The sequence below is a fragment of the Mycobacterium sp. GA-1841 genome, from assembly GCF_001954135.1.
Lineage (GTDB): Bacteria > Actinomycetota > Actinomycetes > Mycobacteriales > Mycobacteriaceae > Mycobacterium.
In genome coordinates this window covers 49,174-61,904 of sequence record NZ_MBEQ01000051.1, presented here as the reverse complement: position 1 = coordinate 61,904, position 12,731 = coordinate 49,174, and the positions used below count along the sequence as shown (strand labels likewise).

The 12,731-nt window shown below is 64.2% G+C and carries 13 protein-coding genes and 1 tRNA gene; 8 read left to right on the top strand and 6 right to left on the bottom strand.

What is annotated here, in order from left to right:
• Positions 1-74: 74 nt before the first annotated feature.
• The 5 genes from A5740_RS12030 to A5740_RS12015 form a co-directional block, all read right to left on the bottom strand.
• On the bottom strand, positions 75-386 hold the full coding sequence (locus tag A5740_RS12030; RefSeq protein WP_076194306.1) for a hypothetical protein: 312 nt from the start codon (positions 384-386) through the stop codon (positions 75-77).
• Positions 386-1,129, bottom strand: coding sequence for a hypothetical protein (locus A5740_RS28310; protein ID WP_139335084.1), 744 nt, complete (start codon positions 1,127-1,129; stop codon positions 386-388). Before A5740_RS28310 ends, A5740_RS12030 begins: the two co-directional genes overlap by 1 nt.
• 64 nt (positions 1,130-1,193) lie before the next feature.
• Positions 1,194-1,664, bottom strand: coding sequence for a recombinase family protein (locus tag A5740_RS12025; protein ID WP_076194304.1), 471 nt, complete (start codon positions 1,662-1,664; stop codon positions 1,194-1,196).
• A tRNA-Leu gene (locus A5740_RS12020) sits at positions 1,635-1,708 on the bottom strand. The genes A5740_RS12025 and A5740_RS12020 overlap by 30 nt, the downstream gene beginning before the upstream one ends.
• A 536-nt stretch (positions 1,709-2,244) precedes the next feature.
• Positions 2,245-2,931: a DUF2510 domain-containing protein gene (locus A5740_RS12015; RefSeq protein ID WP_076194302.1), complete on the bottom strand. Its 687-nt coding sequence runs from the start codon at positions 2,929-2,931 to the stop codon at positions 2,245-2,247.
• A gap of 285 nt (positions 2,932-3,216) precedes the next feature.
• On the opposite strand from A5740_RS12015, the gene A5740_RS12010 reads away from it, so the two are divergent.
• Complete coding sequence (locus tag A5740_RS12010; protein ID WP_254849156.1) at positions 3,217-3,516, top strand: nitroreductase family deazaflavin-dependent oxidoreductase; 300 nt, start codon at positions 3,217-3,219, stop codon at positions 3,514-3,516.
• A gap of 3 nt (positions 3,517-3,519) precedes the next feature.
• On the opposite strand, the gene A5740_RS12005 is transcribed toward A5740_RS12010, so the two are convergent.
• Positions 3,520-4,230 (bottom strand): hypothetical protein, encoded by a 711-nt coding sequence (locus A5740_RS12005; RefSeq protein WP_083654072.1) that lies wholly within the window; start codon positions 4,228-4,230, stop codon positions 3,520-3,522.
• Between the two features lie 380 nt (positions 4,231-4,610).
• On the opposite strand from A5740_RS12005, the gene A5740_RS12000 reads away from it, so the two are divergent.
• The 7 genes from A5740_RS12000 to A5740_RS11970 are packed head-to-tail and all read left to right on the top strand — an operon-like array spanning position 4,611 to position 12,723.
• Positions 4,611-4,706, top strand: a complete 96-nt coding sequence (locus A5740_RS12000) for a potassium-transporting ATPase (protein WP_229481739.1) — start codon at positions 4,611-4,613, stop codon at positions 4,704-4,706.
• Positions 4,703-4,792 carry a potassium-transporting ATPase subunit F gene (locus tag A5740_RS11995; protein WP_076194300.1) on the top strand — a complete coding sequence of 30 codons (90 nt, stop codon included), beginning with the start codon at positions 4,703-4,705 and terminating at the stop codon, positions 4,790-4,792. Before A5740_RS12000 ends, A5740_RS11995 begins: the two co-directional genes overlap by 4 nt.
• Positions 4,792-6,462 carry a potassium-transporting ATPase subunit KdpA gene (gene kdpA / locus A5740_RS11990; protein ID WP_076194298.1) on the top strand — a complete coding sequence of 557 codons (1,671 nt, stop codon included), beginning with the start codon at positions 4,792-4,794 and terminating at the stop codon, positions 6,460-6,462. The genes A5740_RS11995 and kdpA overlap by 1 nt, the downstream gene beginning before the upstream one ends.
• Position 6,463: 1 nt before the next feature.
• A complete protein-coding gene (kdpB, locus tag A5740_RS11985) occupies positions 6,464-8,638 on the top strand; it encodes a potassium-transporting ATPase subunit KdpB (protein ID WP_256386369.1) in 2,175 nt (724 codons plus the stop codon).
• Positions 8,639-8,641: 3 nt separating this feature from the next.
• A complete protein-coding gene (locus A5740_RS11980) occupies positions 8,642-9,499 on the top strand; it encodes a potassium-transporting ATPase subunit C (protein WP_076194295.1) in 858 nt (285 codons plus the stop codon).
• A gap of 18 nt (positions 9,500-9,517) precedes the next feature.
• Entirely contained in the window at positions 9,518-12,040 is a 2,523-nt protein-coding gene (locus A5740_RS11975) for a sensor histidine kinase KdpD (RefSeq protein ID WP_076194293.1), read from the top strand.
• Positions 12,037-12,723 (top strand): response regulator, encoded by a 687-nt coding sequence (locus A5740_RS11970; protein WP_076194291.1) that lies wholly within the window; start codon positions 12,037-12,039, stop codon positions 12,721-12,723. Before A5740_RS11975 ends, A5740_RS11970 begins: the two co-directional genes overlap by 4 nt.
• Positions 12,724-12,731: the final 8 nt, after the last annotated feature.

Here is a 12,731-nt window from a genome sequence, read left to right as displayed (position 1 = left end):
ACCCATCAACTACGAGCGCGCCCTGACTGTCACCCTGGAAGCAAGCTAACCGCGTCCACTTTTTCTGGGGAACCTCAGTGGACGCGGTAAATCTCGCGGTATCCCTCAAGCGTGGATTGATCGATCTTTGAGTTAAGGGCATCGAAATACATGCGTGCGTAGTGCGCCACCGGCTGGCTGGCACGGTCTGCCGATGCAGACGGTTGACCGCCTGATTCAATCTCAAGCTCTATGGCTACCTTGCGGCGTTCGGCCTGCTTGGCTGTGTCTACCGTCTCGGTGCGCTGAACGAACTTGCCCCTAATCGGTGCGCCGTAGTCATCACGCGCGTTCTCACGCCAGCACACCTGATGCTTGCCGTTGGTCAGCTCACGTATGTACGCCACTAGGAGCCTCCTTCAACCTTCTCCGCACCCCCACCGCGAAGTCGCGCTATCTCGGGGCGCGGTGGATATCTTTCTGGCGTTAGTTTCCTACGGTCAAGTTTGCCATTTATACCCAATGGCAAGGTCTCCAGCACCGCTAAGCATATCCGCTCATCCGGCATAAGTTTGCGCAGTGACGCTTCAGCTTCAGTTGCATCGGCGTTCGAGGAAAGCTGACAATAGCCGATATAAAGGCCATCTTCATTGCGCGATGGCACAATCGCAATTCGATTTACAACACCGCCGCGATTAAGTTCAGATTCAATCGCACTCAATCGTTCATATTCGAGCGACCTTTTTGCAAGGGCTTTCATTTCGGGATTTTGCAACGCCACCGGGTCAACGGTCAATAACCATCTAGCCGTTTCCGACTGCAAATCCCAAGGTACACGCGCCCAATCAGCGCCATCAACCGACCTCGATCCGACTGTAGCCAGCCACATCGCGTTCACGAGAATGCTTTTTTCTTCGTCTCCCGCGAAACGGCTCTGGTAGAGATTGTGGAGCACTTCATTTCCGGCCATCTGCAACAGTGGGTCCTTTCTATCTTCCCTGCACGAGATAGCCCAGATGAAGCGGCGCCACCACTCATCCTTGCCGCTACGTCGGTTCGCATCGCGAGAGGCTAGACGAACAGCCGAAAAGCTCACAACGGCAGTGAAAATTCCAATAGCAACCTGTGCGACAATTTGCCAGCCAGTCATAAGACCCCCTTTTGAGCAGTTCTTACATCCGGGTGTACTGCAACCAAGGTAAGGGGAGCTGTGCTCATGAGGTGGCCTTTCGCGCCTGCTTACCCTTCAAAATTTTCTGAATCGTGCTCACTTGCCAGACCGCTCCCCCGCGTGCTGTGAGTACGCCATCGGCCGTTAGTTCGGCTGCAATCGCCCGTAGCGACTTACCGGCCTTGCGTTCTTTCCGTATCCGTTTGACCACCTGGGCCGATAGCACCGCAGGACGGCCCAGCTTCACACCCTGGGCACGCTTGACGGCTAGAGGTTCCTTAGTGCGCTCGCTGATTCGGTCACGTTCAAACTGAGCGAACGAAGCGAACATAGACAGTTGCAGCTTTCCCGCTGCGGTACCTGTGTCAATGTCCAAGTCTCCGAACACGATTGCCCAACCGGATTTAGTTGCGCTGCGGTCGATTTGGTTGGCAACCACAACGTCACGCGCCAACCGGTCAAGCTTGCCGACAATCAGAAGCGGTGCGGATGGTGGGACTCGAACCCACAACACAGAGATTTTAAGTCTCCTGCCTCTGCCAATTGGGCTACACCCGCGCGCCGGTCACTCTATCTAGCTGGGCGATTTGATTGCGCGCTGGGTTCAAATCGGGCCTGCGGTTCACCGGTCCGAGCGGGTTTGCTGGATTTTGTACCTAGCTTTGTTGCGCTGTTGGTCTGCTGTTGGCTTGACCGATCGGGCGGCTTGAATGCCGTTGGCAGCTATGCCGTATTAGCCGCTTGAACTGCAATGTAGCGATTGACAGCAACACTCATTCAGCGTGAGACCAGCCGGATTTTAAGTCCGCTTCCTCTGCCAATTGGGCTATGGGGGCTTTCGCAGATCAGACCCTACTTCAGGCAGAGTTCGGGCGGTCCGTGGGTTGCTCGGCGGAATACGGGATGCGGATCCAAACGGAGACCAACTGACCGGTCAGGAGTTGAAGGAACACACAGACGTCCTCAGTGCTCGGTGGAGATCTTGATGGCACTGGCCGCCGCTCGTGACCTCGACTTAGCCCCGACCCATGGATTGTCACCCCGTAATCGCTACTGGTGCCGCCATCACCTCACGGCCGTGACAAGCCATAATCTTAGAGCCCGAGCAACTTTCGCTTGGCTGCTGCGAACTCCTCGTCATCGAGCAAGCCGCGTTCTTTCAAGCTCGCGAGTTTTTCAAGTTCGGCGTTGAGGTCCATCTGGGTCGGCCCCGCGTGTGCCGCTTGTGATGTTGGCGCACCTGCGAGTCCGGTGTAGTTGACGGTTTGGGTCTGCTGCTTGGTGCGGAGGCTTTCCCGGGCGGCGTGCGAAACCCGGTTCAACTCGGCGACTCCTTCGCGGAATCGCTCAACGTCAACCAGTTCAACCCGCTCGCGCGTTCCGCTGCCGCTGCGGATGGCATACAGAACTATCGTGCCGACCCCACGAGCCTTTTGGGTCATCGTCTGCATGGCGTCGACATCGTATATCTCGTGAGTGCTGATCTGCTGAGCTCTCGTCGAGAGAGTTCCGCGCTCGAAATAGAGATATTGCGCGGTCAACCGGTACCGACCGCCTCCAATGCCGGTTATAGGCTTGCCGACGGCAGTCCAGATGGCGTCCGGATCCGCAGCAGGATCCGGCTGTGCAGTCAGGTTCGAAACATAACCCCGCGACCCTAAGTCCGCCGCCGCGTGAGTGTGAGTTGGCTGCGTGTGGTCTGTCCACGAGTTGCCGTCCCACCACCGCAGCGCACCCCTGCCGTCGTCGTACCATCCTGCAGGGGTGTTCGTACCGGTCATGACGCCTAGTTTAGAAGTAGTGCGTTGACTCACGCGCCGGTCATGGCAACCTAGGGCGGCTTGGTCGCCGACGATTGCGAGCCCAGCCCACGAGTGCACAGCGGTGCATCAAAGAGGTGCAAAGAGGGGGTCCGCTGCGGTGGTTGGATATGACCAAGGGGTGGACAGCGTCGGGGGTCGGATATGCCAAGCAGTATCGCCAATTCGATTTCCGTAGTGGCTGAACGGATCGCGGCCACACTTGGACCGCGGAACATGCGGAGACTCGCACGCTTCAACAAATACGTGACCAACCCTCTGCAGCGGCTCTGGGCATCACGGCTGCCGTACATGGCCGTCATCGAGCACACCGGCCGTAAATCGGGCAAGGCCTATCGAACCCCGGTCATGGCATTCGTCGACGCCAAGGCCATCTCGGTAGTGCTGAACTATGGCGAGAAATCGGATTGGGTGCGCAATGTCCAGGCCGCCGGCAACGCCGGCGTCGTGCACCGCGGCAAGCGCTACCACCTGACCAAGCCGCGGATCATCCCGGCCACCGACCAGAAGGCACGGCTCGTCGCGTCCTTGGCGCCGCGAGTCTGAGCCCTACCCAGCCGTCACCAGGACCACGGGCCGCGGGAAGCCCAGCGTCGCGCACGCGTCGTCCAGCGTCATCTCCACCGCCCGGGCGAACTCGGACAGGTCGTCGGGTCGTGCCCCCAGATCCAGCCCGCCGCCGATCAGGATCCGGGTCAGCACCACGTCATGCCTGCGACGGATCTCGGACATCGCGGCCACCAGGTCACCGACTATCGTCGGACATTCGCCGACAAAGTCGCCACCAGAAGCGATTTCGCGGTAGAGGCCCACCAGATCGAGCCGCGGCCCGGTGATCGCCGCGGCCACCGTGTCGGCGTCGGTAGTCCCCAGGATCACCCGTTGCCGGCGGTGCCGCACCGCGCACGACGCCAGCAGTCGTATCTGCTCGACGCTGTCGGCCACCACCCGGCCCACCCCCAGGTTGGCGCTGCAGAACACCAGCTCGTCACCACGGAACCCGTCGGCATGCACCACGAGCCGCATCGGATGGATGCCGACCCCGATCGCCGTCGCCAGATCATCGCTGCTGCGCACCGCCACGGTGGACCCGTGTTCGCGCGCCCACTTGGCCACGTTGACGTCTCGCAACGCCTGGGCCGGCAGCACCAATTCGAGGGGATCCAGCTGGCGGCAACAGGCAGCGCAGCGGTGCATGGCCTGCCGCTCTGCCGAATCCGGCCAGGAGGGTGCGAACGTGGACTCGGTACTGATCGACACTGTCAGCGGACCTTTCTGAGTGCGCCGCGGCGGGTTGCCGAACGGCTCTGTCGAGGATCAGCTGCGTGAGCACCGAACGGCCAGCGTCCTTGCGTTCTCTTGACGGCCGGCTACCGAACATTGGCGCGGTCTTGATACCACGATCGCGTGAGTAACGCTGTGGCGGTCCCGGAGCGGATTTTCCGCCCTGGCGTTACCCACGTGAAGGCAGCGGCACGTAAATGACCCCCATCACAGCGAAAACATCAGTCGCCCCGAAGAACACGAAAGATTTCGTAAAGGACACACGGCCGGGCGTAAAGAAGGCATAAAGATCGCGGTCGGCCACCACAAGCGGGCGGATTCTCGAGCAGTCGCCGAGAGTCGGCGGCGGTAAACGTGTGGGAGAACCCATGTCCGTTGTGGTGTTCATCGTGCTGACAGTGGCGATCTTCGCGCTGCTGGGGCTGGTGCAGAAGTTGGTCGAGGGACTGTGAGCTACGAAAACGTCGTCGGCCTGGGCCTGGCGGTCCTCATCGCGCTGTTTCTCTTTGCGGCGCTGCTGTTTCCGGAAAGGTTCTAGTGACTACTACCACTGCGGGAATCGTCTTCCTCGTCGTACTCATCGTGGCGGTGGCGGCTGTCCACGCACCACTCGGCGATTACATGTACCACGTCTACACGACCGAAAAACATTCGCGGGTAGAGCGATTCATCTACCGCCTGATCGGTGCCGATCCCAAAGCCGAACAGACCTGGGGCGCCTATGCCCGCAGCGTGCTGGCGTTCTCCGCGGTCAGCGTCGTGTTCCTGTTTGCCTTGCAGCTGGTACAGGGCAAGTTGCCGTTGCACCTCAATGATCCGGCCACCCCGATGACACCGGCCCTCGCGTGGAACACCGCCATCAGCTTCGTGACCAACACGAACTGGCAGGCCTACTCGGGTGAATCCACCCAGGGCCACCTGGTGCAGATGGCCGGGCTGGCTGTGCAGAACTTCGTATCGGCCGCTGTCGGCATGGCTGTGGCGATGGCCTTCGTTCGTGGCCTGGTCCGACGGAACACCGGCGACCTCGGCAACTTCTGGGTAGACCTGGTGCGCGGCAATCTCCGTATCCTGCTGCCTATTTCGATCGTCGGCGCGCTGATCCTGGTCGGCGGTGGAGCCATCCAGAACTTCGCGCTGCACAGCGAAGTCGTCAACACGCTCGTCGGCGGCACCCAGACGATCCCGGGCGGCCCCGTCGCCAGCCAGGAAGTCATCAAGCTGCTCGGCACCAACGGCGGCGGCTTCTACAACGCCAACTCCTCGCACCCGTTCGAGAACCCCACCACCTGGACCAACTGGGTGGAGATCTTCCTGATCCTGATGATCCCGTTCTCGCTGCCGCGGACGTTCGGCCGTATGGCCGGCAACCGGAAGCAGGGCTACGCCATCGTGGCGGTGATGTCGGTGATCGCGACGGTCAGCGTCAGCCTGATGATGCTTTTCCAGCTCCAGGCCCACGGCACCGTCCCGACTGCGGCCGGCTCCGCGATGGAAGGCGTCGAGCAGCGGTTCGGCATCGCCAACTCCGCGGTGTTCGCCGATGCGACGACACTGACCTCGACCGGTGCGGTGGACTCGTTCCACGACTCCTACACCAGCCTCGGCGGCCTGATCACGATGTTCAACATGCAGCTCGGTGAGGTGGCGCCCGGCGGTGTCGGCTCCGGGCTGTACGGCATGCTGGTGTTGGCGATCATCACAGTGTTCGTGGCCGGTCTGATGGTGGGCCGCACCCCGGAGTACCTGGGCAAGAAGATCACGCCCCGCGAGATCAAGCTCGCGGCAACGTATTTCCTGGTTACTCCGCTGATCGTGCTGACCGGCACCGCGGTGGCCATGGCGATGCCGGGGCAACGTGCGGGCATGCTAAACACCGGACCACACGGCCTTTCCGAGGTGCTGTACGCGTTCACGTCGGCGGCCAACAACAACGGCTCCGCGTTCGCCGGGCTCAGCGTCAACACCGAGTGGTACAACACGGCTCTGGGTCTGGCCATGGTGTTCGGCCGCTTCCTGCCGATCATCCTGGTGTTGGCCCTGGCCGGATCACTGGCCCGGCAAGGCAAGACACCCGAATCCGTCGGGACGCTGCCCACCCATCGGCCCCAGTTCGTCGGCATGGTCGCCGGCGTCACGCTGATCCTGGTCGCTCTCACCTTCCTGCCGATGCTCGCGCTCGGCCCCCTGGCTGAAGGAATCCACTGAAATGCCAAGCATTGACACCATCCCCGCGCCCGAGCGTCACGCCAGAGTGACACCCGAGGCCGGGAGCCACTCCAGCGTGACAAAGCAGGCGCGCGTGCACGGCGGACTGCTCGACCCGACGATGCTCCTGCGCTCGATGCCCGACGCGCTGCGCAAGCTCGACCCGCGCACGCTCTGGCGTAACCCGGTGATGTTCATCGTCGAGATCGGCGCCCTCTGGAGCACAATCCTGGCCGTCGTCGACCCGTCCTGGTTCTCCGCGCTGATCGTGATCTGGTTGTGGCTGACGGTCATCTTCGCCAACCTCGCCGAGGCCGTCGCCGAAGGTCGTGGCAAGGCCCAGGCCGAGAGCCTGCGCAAAACCAAGACCTCGACCATGGCGCGTCGTCTGACCGACTCCGGCATCGAGGAAGAGATCGCCGCACCGCTGCTGCAGCAGGGCGACGTTGTCGTGGTCGAGGCCGGCCAGGTCATCCCCGGTGACGGCGACGTCGTGGAAGGCATTGCCTCGGTAGATGAATCGGCGATCACCGGCGAATCGGCCCCCGTCATCCGGGAATCCGGTGGCGACCGAAGCGCCGTCACCGGCGGCACCACCGTGCTGTCCGACCGGATCGTCGTCAAGATTACTCAGAAGCCGGGTGAGAGCTTCATCGACCGGATGATCAACCTCGTCGAGGGCGCCAACCGGCAGAAGACCCCCAACGAGATCGCGCTGAACATCCTGCTTTCCTCGTTGACGATCATCTTCGTCTTCGCCGTCGCGACCCTGCAGCCGCTGGCCATCTTCTCCAAGGCCAACAACCCCGGCGTCGCAGACACCCTGGCGCTCAACGGGAACGGCATCTCAGGCATCGTCATGGTGTCCCTGCTGGTGTGCTTGATCCCGACGACGATCGGGGCGCTGTTGAGCGCGATCGGCATCGCCGGCATGGACCGGCTGGTGCAGCGCAACGTGCTGGCGATGTCGGGCCGTGCGGTGGAAGCTGCCGGCGACGTCAACACGCTGCTGCTCGACAAGACCGGCACCATCACCCTCGGTAACCGTCAGGCCGCCGCCTTCGTGCCGCTGTCCGGGACCACCGAAGCCCAACTCGCCGATGCGGCACAGCTGTCCAGCCTGGCCGACGAGACCCCGGAGGGGCGCTCGATCGTGGTGTTCGCGAAGCAGGAGTATGGCCTTCGCGGCCGCACGCCCGGCGAACTCGACCAGGCGCACTGGGTCGAGTTCAGCGCCAACACCCGCATGTCCGGCGTGGATCTCTCCGACCAGGACCGGCTGCGCAAGGGCGCGGCAGGTGCAGTCGCCGAATGGGTCCGATCCGAAGGCGGCCACGTGCCTACCGAACTCGGCGACATCGTCGACGGGATCTCCGCCGCCGGTGGCACACCGCTCGCGGTGGGCCAGGTCGTCAATGAGAACGGCGTCGGCAAGGCATCCGTCTTGGGCGTCATCCACCTCAAGGACGTCGTCAAGCAGGGCATGCGGGAACGCTTCGACGAGATGCGCCGCATGGGCATCCGCACCGTGATGATCACCGGTGACAACCCGTTGACCGCCAAGGTCATTGCCGACGAGGCCGGGGTCGACGACTTCCTCGCCGAGGCCACGCCCGAGGACAAGATGGCGCTGATCCGCAAGGAGCAGGCCGGCGGCAAGCTCGTCGCGATGACCGGTGACGGCACCAACGACGCGCCCGCCCTGGCCCAGGCCGACGTCGGCGTCGCGATGAACAGCGGCACCTCGGCGGCCAAAGAGGCCGGGAACATGGTCGATCTCGACTCCGACCCGACCAAGCTGATCGAGATCGTCGAGATCGGCAAGCAGCTGCTGATCACCCGCGGGGCGCTGACCACGTTCTCCATCGCCAACGACATCGCGAAGTACTTCGCGATCATCCCGGCGTTGTTCGTGGCATTGTTCCCCGGCCTGGATCTGCTCAACATCATGCGGCTGCACAGCCCGCAATCGGCGATCCTGTCCGCGGTGATCTTCAACGCGATCATCATCGTGGCGCTGATCCCCCTGGCGCTCAAGGGCGTCCGCTACACACCCAGCAGTGCGTCAAAACTGTTGAGCCGCAACCTGTACGTCTACGGCCTGGGCGGCATCATCGCACCGTTCATCGGCATCAAGCTGATCGATCTCTTCGTCCAACTCTTCCCGGGAATGTGACCCATGTACAACATAATTCGCCAACACGCCGCCGCGCTGCGGGCCCTGCTGGTGCTCACCGTGATCCTCGGCATCGGCTATCCCGTCTTCATCTGGCTCGTCGCACAGCTACCCGGCCTACAGGACAAGGCCGACGGCTCGCTGATCGAGGCGAACGGAAAGCCGGTCGGCAGCAGCCTGATCGGACAGTCGTTCACCGATGCCGACGGCAACCCGCTGCCCCGCTACTTCCAGAGCCGGCCGTCGATGGCCGGTGACGGATACGACCCGATGGCCACCAGTGCGAGCAATCTGGGTCCGGAAAACATTGTCGACCAACCGGGCAAGCCGAGCCTACTGACTCAGGTCTGTCAGCGCAGCCTCGCCGTCGGCGAGCTCGATGGTGTCAGCGGCGCCCGCCCGTTCTGCACCGGAGGCGGTGTCGGAGCGGTGCTGTCGGTGATCGGACCACGGGATGCCCACGGAAACGTCGTGCAGCCGACGAAGGTGGTCAGCGTCAACGAGCCGTGTGACACCACGAAGACGCCGCCGTTCCTCGGTACCTATGAGGGGGTGGGGGTCCAATGCGCAAAGACCGACGAGGACTACAGCGCCGGCCTGATCGTGCCGGTGCGCGGCAGCGCCCCCGCCGACCCGCAGGTGCCCGCCGATGCGGTCACTGCCAGCGGTAGCGGGCTCGACCCGCACATCTCAGAGGCCTACGCGAATCTGCAGGTCGATCGGGTCGCCCAGGCGCGCGGCATCAACCCCGACCTGGTACACGCCCTGGTGGCCGAGCACACCGAGGGCCGCACGCTGGGCTTCATCGGCGAGCCCCGGGTCAATGTGCTCGAACTCAACATCGCCCTCGACGCGTGGTAGTTCGAGGATGATGGTCCTGTGAGTACGCCGGCGTCGCACGCCACCAAACGCGGTGAGCTGCGTATCTACCTGGGCGCCGCCCCCGGCGTCGGCAAGACGTTCGCGATGCTCGGTGAAGCGCACCGCCGGCTCGAACGCGGCACCGACGTGGTGGCCGCAGTGGTCGAGACGCACGGGCGCAAGAAAACCGCCGAGCTTCTCGACGGCATCGAGACGATTCCGCCGCGCTACGTCGAGTACCGGGGCGGCCGCTTCCCCGAACTCGACGTGGCCGCGGTGCTGGCCCGGGCACCGCAGGTGGTGCTGGTCGACGAGCTCGCCCACACCAACACCCCGGGCAGCAAGAACCCGAAACGCTGGCAGGACGTCGAGGAGCTGCTCGCGGCCGGCATCACCGTGGTCTCCACCGTCAACGTCCAGCATCTGGAAAGCCTCAACGACGTGGTCACCCAGATCACCGGGATCGAGCAACAGGAGAAGGTTCCCGACGAGGTGGTGCGGGCCGCCGACCAGATCGAGTTGGTCGACATCACGCCGGAGGCGCTGCGCCGCAGGCTGTCTCACGGCAATGTGTACGCACCCGAACGTATCGACGCTGCCCTGTCGAATTACTTCCGCCGCGGAAATCTCACCGCCCTGCGAGAACTGGCCCTGCTGTGGCTGGCAGATCAGGTCGACGCCGCGCTGGCCAAATACCGCGCCGACAACAAGATCACCGACACGTGGGAGGCCCGCGAACGCGTGGTGGTCGCCGTCACCGGCGGTGCCGAGTCGGAAACCCTGGTGCGCAGGGCCTCTCGGATCGCATCGAAATCCAGTGCCGAGCTGATGGTGGTACACGTCGTCCGCGGCGACGGCCTCTCCGGTGTCTCCGCGCCGCAGATGGGCAAGGTGCGCGATCTGGCCGGCAGCCTCGGCGCCACCGTCCACACCGTCGTCGGCGATGACGTGCCCACGGCGCTGATGGATTTCGCCCGGGACCGCAATGCCACCCAGCTGGTGCTCGGCACCTCGAGGCGGTCGCGGTGGGCCCGGATGTTCGACGAGGGCATCGGCGCCGCGGTGGTACAGCGTTCCGGCAAGATCGACGTGCACATGGTGACCCACGATCAGGCTCGTCGGGGGTTCGACTGGTCGTCGACCAGCGCGCGCCGCCGTCACCTCGTGTCATGGCTTGCGGCGCTGGTGGTTCCGTCGGCGATCAGCCTGATGATCGTCGGGCTGCTGGATCCCTATCTGGGGGTCAGCGGCGAAAGCGCCTTGTTCTTCATCGGTGTGCTCATCGTGGCGCTGCTCGGCGGGGTGGCCCCGGCGGCGTTGTCCGCGTTGCTGTCCGGGCTGCTGTTGAACTACTTCCTGGTCGACCCACGCCACACGTTCACCATCTCCGAACCGGACAGCGCGGTCACCGTGGTGGTGCTGCTGATGATCGCGGTGGCCGTCGCCGCGCTGGTCGACGGGGCGGCCAGCCGAGCCCGCGAAGCCCGCCGCGCCGCCCAGGAAGCCGAGCTGTTGACCTTGTTCTCCGGGTCGGTGCTGCGCGGGGCGGATCTGGACACGCTGCTGGAGCGGGTACGGGAAACCTACTCCCAACGCGCGGTCAGCCTGCTTCGTGAACGTGGTGGCACCACGAGCATCGTGGCGTGTGTCGGCAAGGCACCGTGCGCCGAGATCGGTTCCGCCGACACCGCAATCGAAGTCGGCGACGACGAGTTCTGGCTGCTGCTGGCCGGACGCAAACTGGCCGCTCGTGACCGGCGGGTGCTCAGCGCCGTCGCCAAACAGGCTGCCGGACTGGTCAAACAGCGCGAGCTCACGGAGGAGGCCGGCAAGGCCGCCGCGATCGCCCAGGCCGACGAGCTGCGTCGCTCGCTGCTCTCGGCGGTGAGCCACGACCTGCGCACCCCGCTGGCCGCAGCCAAGGCGGCCGCCTCCAGTTTGCGCAGCGACGACATCGATTTCTCGGCCGAGGACACCGCTGAACTTCTGGCCACCATCGAGGAATCCGTCGACGCGCTCACCGCCCTCGTCGGTAACCTGCTCGACTCCTCCCGGCTGGCTGCCGGCGTGGTGCGGCCCGAACTGCGTCGCGTCTACCTGGAGGAGACCGTGCAACGCGCACTACTGGGAATCAGCAAGGGCACCACCGGTTTCAGCCGGGAAGGTTTGGACCGGGTGAAGGTCGACGTCGGCGACGCGGTCGCCATGGCCGACGCGGGACTGCTCGAGCGGGTACTGGCCAACCTGATCGACAACGCCCTGCGCTATGCGCCCGACGGCCCCATCCGGGTCAGCGCCGGGCAGGTGGCCGACCGCATACTGGTCGCCGTGATCGACGAAGGGCCCGGGATGCCGCGCGGCGCCGAGGAACAACTGTTCGCGCCGTTCCAGCGGCTCGGCGATCACAACACCACCATCGGCGTCGGCCTGGGCCTCTCGGTGGCCCGCGGGTTCGTCGAAGCCATGGGCGGCACCATCTCGGCGAGCGGCACCCCCGGCGGCGGTTTGACCGTCGAGATCGACCTGGCGGCACCGGCATGACCGTCAAGACCCGCGTTCTGGTGATCGACGACGAGCCACAGATCCTGCGTGCGCTGCGGATCAACCTGTCGGTCCGCGGCTACGAGGTGGACACCGCCACCACCGGCGCGCAGGGGCTACGCGCGGCCGCCGACCATCGTCCCGACGTCATCGTGCTCGACCTCGGTCTGCCCGACATCTCCGGCATCGAGGTGCTCGCCGGGCTTCGCGGCTGGCTGTCGGCACCGGTGATCGTGTTGTCAGCCCGCACCGATTCTTCGGACAAAGTCGAGGCGCTCGACGCCGGGGCCGACGACTACGTCACGAAACCTTTTGGGATGGACGAGTTTCTGGCCCGGTTGCGGGCTGCGGTGCGCCGCGGGACGGCGGTCGAGACCGATCAGCCGGTGGTCGAGACCGCGTCGTTCACCGTCGATCTGGCCGCCAAGAAGGTGACCAAGAACGACACCGAGGTGCACCTGACCCCCACCGAGTGGGGCATGTTGGAGATGCTGGTGCGCAATCGGGGCAAGTTGGTCGGCCGCGAAGAGTTGCTGCGCGAGGTGTGGGGCCCGGCGTATGCCAAGGAAACCCACTATCTGCGGGTGTATCTCGCGCAACTGCGCCGCAAGCTCGAAGACGACCCGTCACATCCGGTGCACCTGCTCACCGAAGCCGGCATGGGATACCGCTTCCAGGAGTGAGGGTTCTT